Here is a 20,047-nt window from a genome sequence, read left to right on the forward strand (position 1 = left end):
TCGTTACAATTCCTTTAAACAAATCGGCCAGAACGTGAAAATCATGAATCTTTGTCCTTGCGGCTCAACCCTTTCTCTCGAATTGTGCTGTGGCTCACGTCATAGTGGCGCAGTGGCTGACACCCCGGAACAGCTGATGCGCTCGCGCTACAGCGCTTTTGTGCTCGGTCTGGGAGAGTATCTGGTCCATAGCTGGCACCCGGCCCACCTTGGCAGCCTCACCGCCGAAGAGCTTTCACGCATCGACACCCGCTGGGATGGTCTCGAGATCATCGCCAGCCAGGGCGGTCCGGAGGATGAAACCGGGATGGTGGAGTTCAAAGCCTGGTTTCTGGAGGGGGATGAGCGTCACTGCCTCCATGAGCGTTCTCGCTTCGTGCGTTATCAGGGGCGCTGGGTCTACACCGAGGGAGAGCAGGATCCAGCCCCCCTCAAGGCAGGACGCAACGATCCCTGCCCCTGTGGCAGCGGCAAAAAGCACAAGAAGTGCTGCGGCTGACGCATCACACACCAGACTCGTCAAACAGTGACAAGGGGCATCCGATGCCCCTTTTTGGTGCCTGTTATTCGCCAGCAGCCCACAAACCGATGCGATAACAAGCGTGACAAATGTCACATAATGCTCATTAACGCGCGAGCAAATGAGCGTTTACGAACGCAAATTTGGCCCATATCAAACATTTCCACTCAGAAGCAGGCCACACTGGCCTCATCTGGAAGAGATGAGACGGGCAACAATGAAAAGAATAACTACACAAGTCGTCATCATAGGCGGCGGTGCCACAGGGGCCGGCATCATGCGCGATTGCGCACTGCGCGGCATCGACTGCATCCTGCTCGAGCGCGATGATATCGCCGCCGGCACCACCGGTCGCAACCACGGCCTGCTCCACTCCGGTGCCCGCTACGCGGTGACGGATCAGGAGTCCGCCCGCGAATGCATCCAGGAAAACCGCATCCTCAAGCGGATCGCCAGCCACTGTGTCGAAGACACGGGCGGCCTCTTCCTCACCCTGCCGGAAGATGACATCAATTTCCAAACCACCTTTATGGATGCCTGCGCCCTGGCCGGTATCGAAACCCGCCAGCTCGATCCCCGTGAAGCCCTGCGCATGGAGCCCAACGCCAACCCGGCGATGATCGGCGCCATCCATGTGCCGGACGGCACGGTCGACCCGTTCCGCCTCGCCGCCGCCAACGTGCTGGACGCCAAAGAACATGGCGCCCGCATTTTCACACACTGCAAGGTACTGGGGCTCTTGCGCACGCAGGATCGGGTGCACGGGGTCAAGGCGATCAATACCCGCACCAGCGAAGCGTTCGAGGTGGAGTGTCAGGAGGTGATCAACGCCGCCGGCATCTGGGGCCAACAAATTTGCGAATATGCCGATCTCGGCATCCGCATGTTCCCGGCCAAAGGCTCCCTGCTAATCATGGATTACCGGATCAACCAGTTGGTGCTCAACCGCGCCCGCAAACCGGCGGATGCGGACATTCTGGTGCCGGGCGATACCATCTCCCTCATCGGCACCACCTCCAGTCGCATCGATTACAACAAGATTGACCAGCTCACCGTCGAACCCGAAGAGGTAGAGGTGCTGCTGCGCGAGGGGATCAAGCTCGCACCCATCATGGCCCGAACCCGTCTGCTGCGCGCCTACGCCGGGGTGCGCCCGCTGGTGGCGGTGGACGGTGACGACACCGGCCGCAACATCAGCCGCGGTATCGTGCTGCTCGATCACGCCGAGCGCGACGGTCTCAAGGGCTTCAACACCATCACCGGCGGCAAGCTGATGACCTACCGCCTGATGGCCGAATGGGCCACCGACCTGCTGGCCAAGAAGCTCGGTAACAGCAAACCCTGCCAGACCGCCGAACTGAGCCTGCCCGGCTCGCGGGATCCGGAAAAGGTCTCCGCCCCCGGTCTCTCGGTGCCGGTCGAAGGCTCAGCCCAATACCGCCACGGCGAGCGGGTCATCGCCTTCTTCCGTGACAATCCCAAGGCCAACGCCCTGATCTGCGAGTGCGAAATGGTCACCGCGGGTGAAATCGAATACGCCCTGCGCGAGCTGGATGTGGACAACCTCATCGATCTGCGCCGCCGCACCCGTCTGGGAATGGGGCCCTGTCAGGGCGAGCTGTGTGCCTACCGCGCTGCCGGCCTGATGCAGGAGTATGGCAAGGCGGACGGTCGTCAGGCCTGCGTCATGCTGCGCCAGTTCCTCGAGGAGCGTTACAAGGGAACCCGCCCCGTCCTGTGGGGCGATGCCCTGCGCGAGGCCGAGTTCACCTACTGGATCTACGAAGGGCTGTTTGGCCTGGGGGAGTGGACGGCGCCGCAGCTGGTTGCCGATACCCCACGCGGCTCAACCAGCGAGACCACTCACAAGGAGAGCCGTCATGAAGTTTGACAATATCGTTATCGGCGGTGGCATGGCGGGACTCTCGGCAGCCCTGCGGCTGGTAGAGGCGGGCCAGAAAACCCTGCTGATGGCCTCCGGCCAGAGTGCCCTGCACTTCTCCTCCGGCTCGGTCGATCTGCTCGAAAGCGAGGGAGACCCCCGCGCCGCCCTGCCCGCCTTTATGGCTGCCCATCCGGATCACCCCTACAGCAAAGTAGGAATGCAAAATATCGAAGCGAGTCTGGCCGATCTGCAGCGCCACTGCGCCGAGCAGGGATTGCCGCTGGTGCGCCACGACACCAATCACCAGCGCCTGACTCCCATCGGTACCCTCAAGCGCACCTGGCTCTCCCCCGATACTTGTGCCTGCGTCACCGATGCGCCGATCCCGGATGTACTGCTGCTGGCCACCCTCGAGGGCTTTCGTGACTTTCATCCGGCACTGGCGGCAGCCAATCTGGCGACCCATCCGCGCTTTGCCCACTGCCGCATTCTGACCGGCGAAATCCGCCTGCCCCAGCTGGCCGAATTCAGCCGCAATCCCCACGAATTTCGCTCAGCCGATATCGCCCGTCTGTGTGACAAGCATCATCTGGTGGCCGATCTGGCCCGCGAGATCAGCCGCATGGTGCAGGAGAGCGGTGTACCCGGCTGCCGCCATATCGTGCTGCCCGCCTGCCTTTCGCTGGGGCTGGTAGGCCCGCGTCTGGCGGAGCTGGAGCAGCGTACCGGCTGCACCATCAAGGAAGTGGCCACCATGCCGCCGTCTCTGATAGGTATGCGGATGCAGGAGGCGCTCAAGCGCCGCTTTATGGCCCTTGGCGGCACCTTCCTCACCAGCGAGCGGGTGCTGGGCGCCCGTTACGAAGGTGACCGGGTGGTCGGCGTACATACCCAGAATGGCGATGATCAGCTGTTCGAGGCGGACAACTTCGTGCTTGCCTCCGGCAGCTTCTTCAGCCGCGGGCTGGAATCCCGTCTGCGTGGCATTCGCGAGCCCATCTTCGATGCCGATGTGCTGAGTCTGGAGGAGCGTGACGCTTGGGCCGGTCGCCGCCTGTTTGACCATCACCCTTTCATGGGCTTCGGGGTCAAGACCGACGACAAGCTCAGAGTGCTGCGCGGTGGCAAGCCGCTCGCCAACCTCTATGGCGCGGGCAGTGTCTTGGCCCATTACGACCCAATTCGTGAAGGTTCCGGCTCCGGTGTTGCCGTTGCCACCGGCTGGCAGGCTGCCGGCCATATTCTGGGCGCGGCCCAATGATTACTACGTCCCATATCCCGTGTCTTCATCATCGCCGGGAGGAGAACTGACATGCTACTGGATCACGCCAACCAAACTTTCGATCAGTGCATCAAATGCACCGTCTGTACCGCCTACTGCCCGGTGGCCAAGGCCAACCCCGCCTACCCCGGCCCGAAACAGGCGGGCCCGGATGGGGAGCGGCTGCGCATCAAAAGCCCCGAGCTCTTTGACAGCGCCCTCAAGCACTGCACCAACTGCAAGCGCTGCGAAGTAGCCTGCCCGAGCGGGGTGCGCATCGGCGACATCATCGCCAAGGCCAAACACCAGTACAGCGGCTTCAAACCGGGGATCCGCGAGTTCGTGCTCTCCCACACCGATCTGATGGGCAGCATGTCTACCCTGATGGCTCCGGTGGTCAACTTCACCACCGGTCTCAAGCCGATGAAGCTGGTGCTGGACAAGGCGCTGGGGGTCTCCTCCCACCGCGACCTGCCCAAATACTCCCAGGGCACCTTCCGCGGCTGGTACAAGAAGCAAAAAGAATCTCAGGCCCGCTTTGCGCGGCAGATCGCATACTTCCACGGCTGCTACGTCAACTACAACCACCCGCAACTCGGCAAGGAGCTGGTACAGGTGCTCAACGCCATGAACATCGGTGTGCAGTTGCTTGAGCGGGAGAAGTGCTGCGGCGTACCGCTGATTGCCAACGGCTTCATGGACAAGGCCAAGCAACAGGCGGCCTTCAATATCAAGCAGATGGAGAACTCCCTGCTGGGCAACGAGATGCCGCTGCTGGCCACCTCCTCCACCTGCGGCTTTACCCTGCGCGATGAATATCCCCACCTGCTGGAGCAGGACAACCACAAGGTGCGGGATCGCATCTCGCTGGTAACCCGCTTCCTGTGGAACGAGTTCTACAAGGGCAACAAACCGGCGATGAAGCCGCTCAATCTGCACATCGCCTACCACACCCCCTGCCACATGGAGAAGATGGGGGGCGTCATCTACACCCTCGAATTGCTGCGCGCCATTCCCGGGGTCAAGGTGACGGTGCTGGAGTCCCAGTGCTGCGGCATCGCCGGCACCTACGGCTTCAAGTCGGAGAACTACCAGACCAGCCAGACCATCGGCGAGGGGCTGTTTGATCAAATCAACCGCCTCTCCCCCGATCTGGTGATCACCGACTGCGAGACCTGCAAATGGCAGATCGAGATGAGCACCAGCTTCCGCTGTGAACATCCGATCCACCTGCTGGCCCAGGCGTTGGCCTGAATCCCCGGCCCTTGCGGCCGCATAAAAACAATCCACGCAGAGATAAACAAAGAGCCGGCAATTGCCGGCTCTTCTTTTTTACGCTTCACACACGCTATCAGGGGTGCTGGATGATCAGGCTATGTTGATCTTCCAGCATGCTCTGCAGGATATCGTGGGACGAGGTGCTGGTGAGATTCCAGCTGGTCAGGTCCACATCCTTCAGGGTGATCTGCTGAGTTATCTGGCCATCACCCGCAGGGGAAACCGAGAGATTCACATCGCTCAGGCCATTGCTCCCCGTGGTCACCGAGGCTGAGAGGTGCTTGAGCAGATCATCGACACCATTGCCAGTGACCCCTTGCAGCATGTCAGCCAGATCGATCTTGTCCCCTTGCTCCGGATGGAAGTCAGTGATGGTATCGATGGCGGGCTGTCCCTGACTCCCCTCGTCCCCGTGCTGCCAAACGAAGAGATCGCTGCCAGCCCCGCCGGTGAGAATGTCGTTGCCATGCCCCCCCAATAGACGGTCATCGCCGGAGGAACCAAACAGCCAATCCCCCTGATCGGAACCGACCAGCTCATGACCACTCTGGCCGTGCACCGTGATGGTCTCAAGGGGCGTGCTGACGGTTGAGCCGCCGACTCTCGACTCGGCACTGATCCCCAGCACATGGTCACCGTCGCCAAAACCGCTGAAGTAGAGCGGAACCGAGTGATCGGCCGGGATCAGCCAGTCGCCATTGCCATCGGCATGACCGATGCTCTGACCATGCTCATCCTGCACCTGCGCCCCATTCAGGCCGCTGATGCGGATGGAGAGCTCATCGGTTGCCGGATTGACCACGCTGGCGTTGATGCCAAGGGGGATAACGGCCCCCTGCAAGGCATGGAACGCATGCTGATCCACCGTCAGACCCGGCATATCCGGCTCGGGAGTGACAGTGATGGTCACCTGATCGGTGTCGCTCAGAGAACCGCCCGCACCAGTGTTGCCCTGATCGGAGGTAGTGACGGTAAGGGTATCCTCTCCCCAGAAATCTTTGGCCGGTTCATAGTGCAGGTTGCTTGCCAGCAACTGGTTGAGATCAGCCAGCGACCCCACCAGAGTGATCTCGCTGGTACCCGCTCCCTGCACCATCACGGCACCGGTTGCACCCAGCAAGGTCAGCACACCATGCTCGACCCGCAGCACCATGGAGACAGGCGCACTGCCTGCATCCACATCCTTCACGCTGACACCGGATAGCGACAGAGAACCATCCTCTTTCACCGTCATGCTGCCAGGCAGCTGATTGACCGGCGCATCGTTGACCGGCTGCACCTCGATGGGCAGCACATCGGTATCGCTGAGTGCCCCGCCACTACCCGTGTTCCCCTGATCGTTGGTGACCATGGTCAGGGCGTCATTGCCGTAGAAATCACTGTTGCCCTGATAGGTGACCCCACCAGAGAGCAAGGCATTGAGATCGGCCAGCGTGCCGGTCAGCACCAGCGAACCGGTGCCGTTGCCGACTACCGTCACGCCGCTGCCAGCAGGCAACGTCAGGGTGCCATGTTCCACCGACAGGGTGATCTTGATGGGGCTGTTGCCCGCATCCACATCTTTCACCTGCAAACCGTGGATGACAAAAGGCTGATCTTCCTGCGCGACCTGAGGGGTCGTTGGCAATACGTTGATTGGCGCATCGTTGACCGGGCTTACATCCACATGGATGGTGCCATTGACCTCGGGGCCAAGGGCGCCGTTGTCGAGGCTCTGGGCGGTGATCTTGAGATCCAGTGCACCGTTGGCATCATTGGTCACCAGCTCGACTGCACCCAGCTTGCCGCCCTCGGTAGTGACCTGCCAACGACCGCCACCCAGCTCAACAACCGTCCCCGCCACGCCATTTGGCAATCGGATCTCGGCGCCATCAGGCACCCCTTCGATGGTGACCCGCACCTGCTCGGGCTTGTTCTCATGCACATTACCCGCACTGCCGCCGGTTGGCTGGTTATCCCGGGTCTCCAGCCCCAGATCCAGCGTGATCACATCCCCTTCGGTACCGCTCGCCTGACCCTGAATGTCAGCGATAAGGGCATCCCCCACCGGATTGACGGTGACGGTAAAGCTGCCACTGGTTTCGAGCGGAATGGTGAGCCCCTTGTCCAAGGTAAAGGCGCTCAGCGACAGCTCCACAGTGCCGCTGAAATCAGCTGGCGGGATCAGGGTCAGCTTGGAGAAATCGGTCCCCACGGGTACCTGCCAGACGCCGCCACCATTGTTGACCGCCGGAGCCGACAGGGTGAAGCCATCCGGTACCCCTTTTATCTGTAGCGCGACGATCTGCTCCGAGCCATCATTGTCGATAAGGGTTGCGCCAAATCCGGCAAGGTTGACCGTGCCATCTTCGCTCCCCGTGACGCTGTGAACCGAGAGCTGGGCCGGATCGTTGACCGGTCTCACCTCAAAGCCGACCTGTCCGCTCCAGCTGCCGCTGTCAGTCACCTGTTGGCCGCCGACCAGCGCGGTATCGACGATATCGACCTTGATGTCGAGCGGTACCTGACCGCTGAAGTGCTCTTTGGGCACAAACACCAAATCCTTGAGTGCTGCCACATCGTTGACCACCAGGGTGTTAACCGGCTTGCCACTGCCATCGAGGAAGTAGCCATATTTCGCATCCACCGTGACGGTGACCCGCTCAACGGTTTCGAGGCCGCCGCCCGCGATGGAGGGGCTGATATCGGCCAGTTTGACCGACAAGTCGAGGTGAATGTGGGTGTCTTCCAGATTGTCCGGCTGTCCGTCATGGTTGGTGTCCTGAACGGTCAGAGTCAGTTCCGGATGCTCGCCACGACCACCATTCACATCGACCACGGGGGCCACGTCGACCCGTACCGTGCTGCTGTCGACCTTGATGTCGCCACTGGCGGTATCGGTATTCACCACCTTCACCTCGATATTGAGCGAACCGGCAAAGTCCTGTGGCAAGCCGAGGGTCAACCCCTCCAGGCCCGCCAGTGACGGCGGCACCTTGATGACGTACTCACCGGTCGAGATGTTGTACTCGGCCCCGCTGATGGTGACGCCTGCTGGCAACCCCTTGAGGACAATGGTCACCTCGTCGCTCGCCTGATCGGCGGCGCCGATATGGATCACGCCTTTGAGCTGCTGACCAAAATCAACCCGGATATCCTCCTTGCCCACCAGCACGGCGTTGTCGTCGATATCGACAGTCGCCGCCGGCGTCTTGGGCGTCACTGGCTTGTTTTCAAATTCGGCACTGGTTTCCAGGCTCACTTTGACATGGCTACTGGCATCGCCATCATCGCCCCGGTCGATAACCATGGCATCGATGCGGATCGGTTCGACCTTGCCGACAAACCCGTCCGGCGCATGCAGCTTGAAGCTGCCGAGATTGCCCGCCGGCACGATCCAGCTGCCGTTACCGTTGTTGATGCCGCCAACCACCACAAACTGATCGCCTGCACCACCGTTCAACACCGGCAGGTTGATCACCAGATAGTCGATCTCCTCCACGCTCGAGGGATCGAGGTCGGTAAAGACGAAGCGTCCAGCCAGGTCTATATCAGCACCACTCTGCCCCACGAGAGCTCCACCGCTCTGGGTCAGCACGCCATCGGGCTCCACCACGGCCTGGATATCGACATGCAGATTGCCATCGATCACCTTCTCGGCCACCGCGCCCGAATCCACATCATGCTGGGTCACGGTAACATGGCTCTGGATATTGGTATCCCGATCGCTATCCTCCGGCGCCTTCACCAGCAGTTGCCCCCCGTTGAGCAGGCTGTCGAGCTGGGCGGCAGTCAGGGTGACCTTGCCACTGACCACGGTCAGCTGGCTCTCGACACCGCCGACTCGCAGCCAGATCTGGTAGCCATCCTCCACCCCGGAGAGACTCAGTGCCGTCACCTTCTCGGCGCCGTCAGTAAGGGTCGGATGCCAGTCCAGCACGGTAAACTGATCTTCCAGGCCATGGCTGGTTTTGCTGTAGTCGGTGGCATCGATCTCCGGTTCCACCTTGATATGCAGCGGCACATCGAAGCTCTTGTGGTCGCCATCGTTCTCGGTCACCACCACCTTGGCGATCAGGTTCAAATCCGCCGTGCTGTTATGGGGCGGCTGAATAAGCAGGTTGCCAAAATCGGAGACATCGACCTGATAGGTCGGCTTGCCATGGGCGTCGAGTCCGGCAAAGGTGAGGGTCAGCTCCTTGCCATTGGCATCAAAGACCCGAGCACCTTCCGGCAGCCCTTGCAGCACCACGTTGAGGCTCTCGGAAGTATCGTTCGGGGTATCGACCCACTCGCCCGAGGTGAGGGTAAAGTTGAGCGGTGCCCGTCCATCCTCGCCCACTGTGATGGCATAGCCTGTCCCTTCGGCCTCCCAGCCGGTATTGCCAAGCTCGAAGTGAGGCTGATCCACCACCCCCACCAGATCCACATGAAGGGTCTGGGAGCCGGTCTCCTTTTCGTTCACCACGGTATGGGTCTGGCCGTTGGCATCGGTCAAGGTCGCCGTGTCTTTCACCACCCCCTTGATGGTCAGGTCGAAATCGACGTTGCTGTTTTTCGGCGGTTGCAGCTTGAGTTCGCCAATCCGATCAAAAGGAACCTCATAGTAACCGGCTATGTTCTGTGCAACGGCGGAACCACCCAGCAACAAGGTTGCACCGTCAGGCAGACCACTGATGCGGACAAACATCTGCTCGGAGCCATCGAGTTTGTCACCCAGATGAGCAAGGGCGATCTTGCTGCCCAGATCGAGCAGGGTGTCTTCCTTGCCCTGAATGTCACGCACGGTGAGCTTGGCGTCATCTGCCACCGGATTGACGTTGATCACCAGATCAATTTTGTCTCCCTGCGCCGTACCCTGACCCTGAGCGATCGGGTTCTTCTCGGTGCTGATCGGCGTCACCGACAGCTTGATGTCACCACTGAAATCCTTGCCGGGAACCACAGTCACCTTGTTGATGTTGCCGGCCGAAACGGTGTAGATGCCATTGCTATTTGGCTTGAGCTCGACTCCGTTGAGCATCAGGGTTCCCTTGCCCGCTTCCAGCTTGATCTGATAGGTCAACGTCTCGGAGCTGTCGGTATCAGTCAGGCTCGCCTTGACGTCCAGCTTGATACCCGTGCTGTCTTCATTGGTGTCATAGTGGCGAGTGGTGTTGGCTGTATCCCACAACGGCTTGTCGGCCACACCGCGCACCGTCACAGCCAGATCCCCCGTTACGGCCGCAGGTGCCGCCCCTTCGGTGACACCGACCTGCAGTTGCACCTGAAAGTGCAGCGGCTGACCGCCATTGTTCCAGCTCGACCAGTTGCTTGAAGGCACAAAGGTCACCCCCTGAGTGGTGTAGTGAACATTATCACTGGTCACCATGGCCGCTGGCGGCACGATAAACCACTTGCCATCAGCCGTGGTGGTGAGGGCAACCCCGTTGTAATAGAAGGTGCCATGGGCATTGGTGGGCGCCTGAATCAGGAGCTGGTCCACATGCTCACCGCGATCGAAATCGCCAATATCGAGCTGCATGTTGATAGGGATACCCAGCCTCGGGTCTTGCGCCCCCTGATCTTCGTTACCAATGGCTGCGCTAACGGTAAAGCGCACCGCTTCATCCTGCAGATTGAGAGTCAGTGTGCTGTCTGCACGATCGCCATCGCCATCGACCAGATGGGCTGTCACCACCTGACTGAGCTGACTTGCATCGTGATTGAAACCGGCCGCAGGATTGAAGGAGTAGGAGCCGTCGGCAGAGATGGTCAGGGTTCCCATCACCTGCTTGCCATCGGGGCTCATCACATCTTGTATCAAAGAGCCATTGATGGCGTACGTCTGGCCATTGATGGTAATCGACTCGACACGGGCACCATCCGCACCTTCATTGGCAGTAGGCAGCAGATCGCCGGTCACGGTACTGCTCCCCTCGCTCAGGGTATGAGCCAGCACAGTGCCGATAGGCATGTCATCTTGTACCGTCACGCTCACGCTGACGTTCGGACTACGATCGCCATCATGATCGGTGACAAACAGCGGCACTTCGATGGTCAACTCATCCTTGCCCTGTGCACCGTGATCAAGCTGTCCAACCAGATGGACGCTGTAACTGCCGTTAACATCGAGGTGGACCCAGAAAACGGGTTTGCCCCCCTCGGCCGTAGCCAGATACCAGCCGGTGCTGTGTGCAGCCAGCGTAACCGCTTTGCCACCCGATGTGAGGTGATTGGCCTGATTGAATGCAGCCACATCCAGCTCAAGGGAGGCAACCCGATCCGAACCGGCTGTGATGGTCACCTTGCCACTATCGGTTTCTCCACTCCCTGCAGGTGTGGTCCCCGGATGCTGACCGTTCACTGCATCGAGATCAGACTCCTCGACCCGAACCGATTCAATGGCGGATATGATCGGGTTGATGCCATCAGTCACCGTGACAGTGGCGGTTCCCTGATTTTTGCTGCCATCACTATCGGTGACTTCGACCGAAAGGGTCAGCTCCAGCTTGTTGTCTGCACCGTGATCCAAGTTGGTATGCACCGTTACCTGATAGTCGATGGTTGCAGTGGTATGAGCGGCAATGCTGGCTGGCACAGTGGGGATGGACACCGTCATCACCACCAGACCAGAGCTGGTCACTGCCTGGAAGGTGTGACCATCCGTGCCAACCGCTTTCCAGGTCAATACTTCGCCATTGTGGGTAATGGGCTTGCCGCTGGCATCCATAACCTGACCGGAGAGGGTCAGTCGCACATCGGTCACCGGATCCGAGTCAGCTTTGATGATTATTTTGCCGCTAGCCTGTTGGTCATCCACCGCCGAGTTGGAGCCATCGAAACGCCCTTCGCTGAGGGTTACACCTGTCAGAGTGAGGGTCGGTTTATCTCCTTCACCAATCTGGATATTAAGGGTACCGCTGGTGCTATCGTTGTTACCGCCCGCCTTGTCGTAGTCGTTAACGATCACCTTGATGGGCAGCTCGGTCACGGCGTTGGCACCCTGATGGATCCCCTGATAGAGGGTCACCTGATAGTCAAACCCGTTTTTGCCCGCCTGATCGAGGCTGCCAACCAGCTTGACCTCGAACACCTCGACCCGCTGGCCATCCACCATCACATAGCCCTTGATCAGCTGGCTACCGGGGATGGCGGGGTCCCCATCAACCAGCTCGTATTTGACGGGCTGGCCGAGGGCTGTGAGCGCCGGTTGCTGGCTGCCATCGGCAAAGGCCACCTCCACCACCCGATCCGACCCGGCTTGTACATCGAAGTGACCGGTTTGGCTCAGGCTGTTGCTGCCGGTGAGGTTCCCCTCATCCAGGGTCACACCAGCACCCGGGATAAAGCTCGGTGCCTTGCCATCCACGATGGTGAGCGGCAGCGTGGTACCAATGCGATCGCCATCCTTATCGGCCAGGGTGACGGCAAGCGGCAGGTTGAGGGATTCACTCCCCTTGTGATCCAGCTCGCCGCCCAGGGTGACCTTGGCGGTGACGCTCCAGTTGCCATTGTTATCGACCAGGCTCAGCTCGGCGCGCAGCACCACCTGGCCACCGGCGGTTCCGACCAGCTGGCCGGTTGCGGGATCGACGGCAAAAGTGACCGGGTTGCCATGACTGGTCAATCCGGTCAGGGTGCTCTGGATTGCGGCGATATCAAAACCAAGAGAGTTAGGGTCAAGGGCATCACTGCCGTGCGCGACCGAGAAACTCATGGAACTGACCGCGGCAGCCTCCCCTTGTGCCATCTCGGTGATGGTGGTGCCGGTCACGGCGGAGATGGTCGGATTGGCACCATCTCCCACCGCCACAGTGATGGTTGAGGAGACCTTGTCACCATCGCTGTCGAGCAGGGTAAAGCCTGCCTTGAGGAGGCTGTCGGCACTGCCCTGATCCAGCGGTTGATGGAGGGTAAAGCTGTATTTGCCATCGTTACCGAGGGTCAGCTCAAACACCAGCTTGCCATCTGGGGTACGTCCCTCGATACGATGATCGGCCACCGCGATGGTCACGGCCTGCTTGCCCGAGGTGAACCCTTGCAGCCCCGGCTGATTGGCGTCGAAGGTGATGCTGGCCAGCGGATCGCTGCCCGCCGTGATAGTCAGATCGCCGTTAAGGGTCTGGCCCTGCTGCCAGTTGCTATCTTCGGTGAGCGTGAGGGAGACAGGATTAACCTGCGGCAAGGCACCGTCGGTGATGGTGATATTGAGGGTGCCGAGGTTGCTCTTGTCACCGTCAAAATCTGAGCCCTGTACCTTCAGGCCTATGTTAAGGCTGTTGGTCGCTTCCGGTTCGTCAAACACCCCGGTCAGGGAGACGCTGTATTTGCCATCCAGTCCGATGGTAACGGTGAGGATTGCCTTGCCCTGCCAATCCTTGACGATCAGCTGGTTGTCCTGAACCTCGTAAGTCGTCGCCTTGCCCTGGCTGGTGAGCCCCGCCAGCGCCGGTTGGCTCGCCTCAAAGTTGAGGGAGACCAGACGATCGCTGCCCACCGTCACCGGCAGCTGGCCATCGATGCTCTGGTTGCCACCTTCTTGCAGGGCGACGCCTTTATCGAGACCGAGCACAGGCTCTGCACTATCACTCACCGTGATGGTAGCGGTTCCCTGATTTTTGCTGCCGTCGCTGTCGGTGACTTCGACCGGCAGATTCAGCTCCAGCTTGTTGTCTGCACCGTGATCCAGGTTGGTATGCACCGTTACCTGATAACCGATCTCTGCGCTGGTGTGAGCGGCGATGGTGGCGGGCACTGTGGGGATGGAGACCGTCATCACAACCAGACCACCACTGGTCACCGCCTGGAAGGTGTGACCATCCGTGCCAACCGCTTTCCAGGTCAGGGTTTCGCCGTTATGGGTGATGGGCTTGCCGCTGGCATCCATAACCTGACCGGAGAGGGTCAGTCGCACATCGGTCACCGGATCCGAGTCAGCCTTGATGGTGATTTTGCCGCTCGTCTGCTGGTCATCAGTGGCAGAATTGGCGCCATCGAAGCGCCCTTCATTGAGGGTTACATCGGTCAGGGTGAGGGTCGGTTTCTCCCCTTCCCCAATCTGGATATTGAGGGTGCCGCTGGTACTGTCGTTGTTACCGCCCGCCTTGTCGTAGTCGTTGACGATCACCTTGATGGGCAGCTCGGTCACGGCGTTGCCGCCCTGATGAAGCCCCTGATAGAGGGTGACCTGATAGTCAAACCCGTTCTTGCCCGCCTGATCGAGGCTGCCAATCAGCTTGACCTCGAACACCTCGACCCGCTGGCCATCCACCATCACATAACCCTTGAGCAGCTGGCTGCCCGGGATCAGCGGGTCACCATCCACCAGCTCGTACTGCACCGGTTTACCCAATGCGGTCAGCGCAGGCTGTTCACTGGCATAGGCAAAGGCCACCTCGCCCACCCGATCCGACCCGGCTTGCACATCGAAGTGACCAGTTTGACTCAAGCTGTTGCTGCCGGTGAGGCCCCCCTCATCCAGGGTTACACCGGTGCCCGGAATAAAGCTCGGCGCCTTGCCGTCCGCAATGGTGAGCGGCAGCGTGGTACCGATGCGATCGCCATCCTTGTCGGCCAGGGTGACAGCCAGCGGCAGGTTGAGGGATTCACTCCCCTTGTGATCCAGCTCGCCGCTCAGGGTAACCTTGGCGGTGACGCTCCAGTTACCGTTGTTATCGACCAGGCTCAGCTCGGCGCGCAGCACCACCTGGCCACCGGCGGTTCCGACCAGCTGGCCGGTTGCGGGATCAACGGTGAAAGTAACCGGGTTGCCGTGGCTGGTGAGTCCGGTCAGGGTGCTCTGAATAGCGGCGATATCAAAGCCGAGGGAGTTGGGGTCAAGGGCATCGCTGCCGTGCGCGACCGAGAAACTCATGGTGCTGACCGCGGCAGCCTCCCCTTGTGCCATCTCGGTGATGGTGGCGCCGGTCACGGCGGAGATGGTCGGATTGGCACCATCACCCACCGCCACGGTAATGGTGGAGGATACCTTGTCACCATCGCTGTCGAGCAGGGTAAAGCCCGCCTTGAGCAGGCTGTCGGCACTGCCCTGATCCAGCGGTTGATGGAGGGTAAAGCTGTATTTGCCATCGTTGCCGAGGGTCAGCTCAAACACCAGTTTGCCATCTGGGGTACGCCCCTCGATAAGATGGTCGGCAACCGTGATGGTCACGGCCTGCTTGCCCGAAGTGAACCCTTGCAGCCCCGGCTGATTGGCATCGAAGGTGATGCTGACCAGCGGATCGCTGCCTGCAGTGATAGTCAGATCGCCATCAAGGGTCTGGCCCTGCTGCCAGTTGCTATCTTCGGTGAGCGTGAGGGAGACTGGATTAACCTGCGGCAAGGCACCATCGGTAATGGTGATATTGAGGGTGCCGAGATTGCTCTTGTCGCCGTCAAAATCTGAGCCCTGTACCTTCAGACCAAGGTTGAGGCTGTTGGTCGCTTCCGGCTCGTCAAACACCCCGGTCAGGGAGACGCTGTATTTGCCATCCAGCCCGATGGTAACAGTGAGGATCGTCTTGCCCTGCCAATCCTTGACGAGCAGCTGGTTGTCCTTAACCTCGTAAGTCGTCGCTTTGCCCTGGCTGGTGAGCCCATCCAGTGCCGGTTGGCTGGCCTCAAAGTTGAGGGAAACCAGACGATCGCACCCCTCCGTCACCGGCAGCTGGCCATCGATGCTCTGGTTGCCCCCCTCTTGCAGCGAGACGCCCTTGTCGATGCCCAATGCGGGATCACTGCCATCATTGACGGTCAGGGTCAGGTTGGCGCTGGTGCTGTCGCCATCGATCTCGTTGGCGCTCACCTGCAAACCGAGGGAAAGCGTATCGCTGCCCTGATGATCGAGCGGGCCGGTGAGGGTGACCACTACCCGCCCAGCCAGATCGCTGCCCTGCTGCTGCGCATTCAATTCGGCACGCAGCACCTCTACCCGTTGACCACTGCCATTCAGGTAGTAACCCACCAAGGTGCGATCATCGGCAAATTCAAAGGTCAGAGGATGACCATCGCTGGCAAGACCCGAGCCGTTGAGGGTAGTCAGGGTACTGTTCTGATTACTGAACACCAGCGAATCCACCAGCAGAGGATCGGCGGTGTGTTTGACCACAAAGCTGCTCTCGCCCACCACGGCGGCACCGTTGGTAAAGGCATCTTCGGTCAGAGGAATGGCCGGGATCTCAAAGCTGGGCGGATTGCTGTCCACCAGATTGATCACCAGCGGCGCCTTCACCAGATCGCCGTCGCTGTCTCGATATTCGAGATTGAACGGCAGGCGCAACACGTCCTGACCGTGATCCAGGCTCTGACTCCAGACGATGCGGTAGCTGCCGTCATTGTTGAGGGTCAGGGTGAAGACTGTCGCCCCACCGGCACTGGCGGTCAGGGTCTGACCGTTGATGGTGTAGCCAAGAGGCGCGCCATGGCTGACAAGCCCCAGCCCTTCCAAGGCACTCTGATCGGCGGCGAACTGGACTTGCAGATTGCCATCCTGACCGGCACCGGTATTGAGGCTGCCGGTCGCGGTGATCGGGCCATCGGCCAATCCGGCTTCGGAGAGCGTCAGGGTCTCACTCTGACCGATCAGCGGTGCCCCATCGCTGGCGCTGTTGCCCGCCAGATCGGTGACACTGGCACGCACTTCAAAGGATTGATTGATACCGGAGAGATCAAGACCTGATACCTGCCAGCGGCCATCGGCCCCCACCAGTGCCGAGGTGGTCAACAGCGGCTGGCCATTGCTGTCGACCAGTGTGATGGTGACACTCTGACCCGCTTCCACATTGCTGGTGGAACCGCTCAGGGTGGCGCTGCTGTTGCCAAACAGGGCAGTGGTATCGAGATCATCGATATCGATAAAGGCCTGGGTATCGACATTGATAACAAGGGTATCGCTGGCGCGGTTGCCGGCAATATCCACGGAATTGACCTGAAACTGGTACTGGCCATCGGCCAGGGTCTGCGGCAGCTGATATTGCCAGTTACCGGCGGCATCCACCGTCAGGACGGTGAGCACGCTGCCGCCAAGGCTCAGGGTGACGGTGGCGCCGGGCTCCCCCTTCCCTTGCAGCAGCGGGGTATTGTCGCGGGTCAGATCATCGGTCTGGCTGGCGCCGGTGTCGCTCTCATCGGTGAGATCGAGGGTAATGGTGGTGATGGTATCAAGCAGAGTCTGTCCGGTGTCGCTGGCATTGTTGCCCGCCTGATCCTGGGTGTTGGCCACAATCTGCAACGGGCCATCCACCAGCTTGCCGGTCACATCGCCAAAATTGGCTTCCCACACCAGGCCGGGCAGCACCACAGTCGTCACCGTCAGTGAATTTCCCGCCTGATCGATAAGGGTCACAGTGACCGGCTGGCCTACCTCCACATCATCCACCACACCACGAATGATGACGCCAGCCGCTTCATCGGCGTTGATAATGTTGTCGCTGGTTTGGGGCTCGGTGATGGTGATGGCGGCAAAGAAATCGCGCTCTTCGGAAAACAGCAGCTCATCGCCCACCGGTTGCACAGCATAATCGGTATCAAAACCGGCCTCGGCCAGGGTGGAATCGTTGGTACGATCGACCACCACAAATCCACCCGAGCTGGAACCGGCTACACCACCGATATTACCCGCGGCGGATGCGTTACCGGCGGCGGTCTCCTGGAACAATTCGGTCGGGTCAATACCCTGACGGATCGCCTCTTGCAACGAGGCCAGTTCCGGATCGGTCGGTTGTCCATCAGCAGCAGGCGTCGCGGGCTCAGGTTTGGCGGCCATATCTTGCTCACCAGCAGGATCACTGCCCGGCTCGGCTAGTTGAAAGTGGCCATCTTGGGCAGCTTGCAGGCGATCCCCCGGCTGCAATGCCATCCCCACCTTTGCTCGTATGACAGATCCATCTGCACTGATGACAAACACGGAGCCCTCGAGTTGGGTGATCACCGTGGACTTTTCAATTTGCAACTCTGCCATACAACCTCCAGCAAAACCTTAACCACCAACATCAGTACCTACAGGGTACTTGTCTGTTCAATAATCATACCGCACCAGACTAAGTGGGTCTTTTCGCTATTTTCGACAATGATTGCCATAAAATGGCCATAACTTACAAGATTGAGCATCTAACAGGCCTTTTTAAATGAAATGAGATTTGGATGAACCCAATTCCATCACCTTTATTAACAGGTCTATCAGACTCCATGTGACCATTTCTGTCGTTTGACGATAAATCCACTGCAGCCTCAATAAATGGATCATAATCCGAAGGTCAAAAGATCACACCACAACACCGCAAATTTGCATATTTAGTCAATTATTAGCATATGACATTGCCAGAATGTATGAACAATACGGCAGCAATCCAGGTCAGCAGCAAAAATTGCCAGTACGTAACTGTATCGATCAAACGCCTGCCATCGAATGCTCTGCAGTTAACAACAAGTTGAGTTTCCATAAAATTTAATCCAGATCTCATTTCAGCGATCAATCCTGTTCACCAATTGATCTGGCACAACTCTCCCTCCGATAAATCATCATTAAATTTACCTATTTGTTAGGGTAACCCTCGAGCAATCATATATTGCGCGGTTTTATTCACCCGCAAGCGAATGTCTGCCCACCCCGCCCGACGGGGGGAAGATCCACACCAAGATGGAACGGGTCAGACGAGACCAAAACATTTATCTGGGAGTGATAAACGTGGGTTCACAACACAGGCATATCAAACTGGGCCTCGCCGCCCTGCTGCTGACCAGCTGGCTTGGCACCAGCGGCTGGGCACTGGCTGATGACGCAACCACCAAGGGCAAGATAGAAGCGCGCAGCAAGCTGTTCGCCAAGGATCACGCTGATCAGTTCACCAGCTGGCAAGCCACCAGCGAAAGCAAGGAGCGCACCGATGCGTTGGCGGAAGATCCCAATATGGTGGTGCTGTGGGGCGGTTACCCCTTCGCCAAGGATTACAACAAGCCGCGCGGTCACTTCTATGCCCTGACCGATGTGCGCGAAACCCTGCGTACCGGCGCCCCCAAGACAGCCGAAGATGGCCCGCTGCCCATGGCCTGCTGGAGCTGCAAAGGCCCGGATGTGGCCCGCGTCATCGACGAGAAGGGTGAGGATGGCTACTTCAAGGGGATGTGGGCAAAAGGTGGGCCGGAAGTAGTCAACACCATCGGCTGCGCCGACTGCCACGATACCGCCTCGAAGGAGTTCAAGGAGGGCAAACCTGCCCTGCACCTCTCCCGTCCCTATGCCGATCGGGCCATGACCGCCATCGGCAAGCCGTTCAAGGAGCAGGGGCGCTTTGATCAGCAGTCCCAGGTGTGCGGCCAGTGCCACGTGGAGTACTACTTCAGCGGCCCCACCAAGGCGGTCAAATTCCCCTGGGACAAGGGCACCACAGTGGAGCAGATGGAGGCCTATTACGATGAAATCGGCTTTGCCGACTGGACTCATGCCCTCTCCAAAACCCCCATGCTCAAAGCCCAGCACCCCGAGTACGAAACCTGGCGCGCCGGCATTCACGGCCAGAACAACGTCGCCTGTGTCGATTGTCACATGCCCAAGGTGCAGAACGAGCAGGGCAAGGTCTACACCGATCACAAAGTGGGGAACCCCTTCGATCGCTTCGAGCAGACCTGCCGCAACTGCCACACCCAGAGCAAGGAGATGCTGCAAGGGATCGTCAAACAGCGCAAAGAGGCGGTGATCGAGACCAAGCTGAAGGTCGAGAAGCAGCTGGTACACGCCCACTTTGAAGCCAAGGCGGCCTGGGATGCCGGCGCCACCGAGGCAGAGATGAAGGATATTCTGCAGAACATCCGTCACGCCCAGTGGCGCTGGGACTACGCCATCGCCTCCCACGGGGTGCAGATGCACGCCCCCGAAGTGGCCCTCAAGGTACTTGGCAGCGCGCTGGATAAAGCCGCTGACGCCCGCACCAAGCTGGCACGCCTGTTGGCCAGTAAGGGGATCAGCCACGAAATCGCCATCCCCGACATCTCCACCAAGGAGAAAGCGCAAGCCGCCCTTGGCATGGATATGAAGCAGTTCAACAGCGACAAGGCCCAGTTCCTCAAGACCACGGTCCCCGCCTGGGATGCCGAGGCCAAAGCGGCCGGACGGCTGGCACAGTAACGGCGCCTGCGGGTCCGGCGC

Annotated in this window: 6 protein-coding genes; 5 read left to right on the plus strand and 1 reads right to left on the minus strand. The window is 59.7% G+C overall.

Translation table 11 applies throughout. The features are described from left to right. Window positions 1–43 precede the first annotated feature (43 nt). The 4 genes from AB5Z05_RS01695 (at window position 44) to glpC (ending at window position 4,920) form a co-directional block, all read left to right on the plus strand. Window positions 44–499, plus strand: coding sequence for a YchJ family protein (locus AB5Z05_RS01695; protein WP_139478004.1), 456 nt, complete (start codon window positions 44–46; stop codon window positions 497–499). Between the two features lie 238 nt (window positions 500–737). Beyond that, window positions 738–2,411, plus strand: coding sequence for an anaerobic glycerol-3-phosphate dehydrogenase subunit A (gene glpA, locus AB5Z05_RS01700; RefSeq protein ID WP_368149953.1), 1,674 nt, complete (start codon window positions 738–740; stop codon window positions 2,409–2,411). Beyond that, window positions 2,401–3,666 carry a glycerol-3-phosphate dehydrogenase subunit GlpB gene (gene glpB / locus AB5Z05_RS01705; protein ID WP_139732243.1) on the plus strand — a complete coding sequence of 422 codons (1,266 nt, stop codon included), beginning with the start codon at window positions 2,401–2,403 and terminating at the stop codon, window positions 3,664–3,666. The genes glpA and glpB overlap by 11 nt, the downstream gene beginning before the upstream one ends. Window positions 3,667–3,717: 51 nt before the next feature. Further along, window positions 3,718–4,920 carry an anaerobic glycerol-3-phosphate dehydrogenase subunit GlpC gene (glpC, locus tag AB5Z05_RS01710; protein WP_075115084.1) on the plus strand — a complete coding sequence of 401 codons (1,203 nt, stop codon included), beginning with the start codon at window positions 3,718–3,720 and terminating at the stop codon, window positions 4,918–4,920. A 97-nt stretch (window positions 4,921–5,017) separates the two neighbouring features. On the opposite strand, the gene AB5Z05_RS01715 is transcribed toward glpC, so the two are convergent. Next, window positions 5,018–17,863, minus strand: coding sequence for a retention module-containing protein (locus AB5Z05_RS01715; RefSeq protein ID WP_368149954.1), 12,846 nt, complete (start codon window positions 17,861–17,863; stop codon window positions 5,018–5,020). Between the two features lie 720 nt (window positions 17,864–18,583). On the opposite strand from AB5Z05_RS01715, the gene nrfA reads away from it, so the two are divergent. Next, entirely contained in the window at window positions 18,584–20,026 is a 1,443-nt protein-coding gene (nrfA, locus tag AB5Z05_RS01720; protein ID WP_368150001.1) for an ammonia-forming nitrite reductase cytochrome c552 subunit, read from the plus strand. Window positions 20,027–20,047: the final 21 nt, after the last annotated feature.

The organism is Aeromonas sp. R2-4, from assembly GCF_040908365.1.
Taxonomy (GTDB): Bacteria; Pseudomonadota; Gammaproteobacteria; order Enterobacterales; family Aeromonadaceae; genus Aeromonas; species Aeromonas veronii.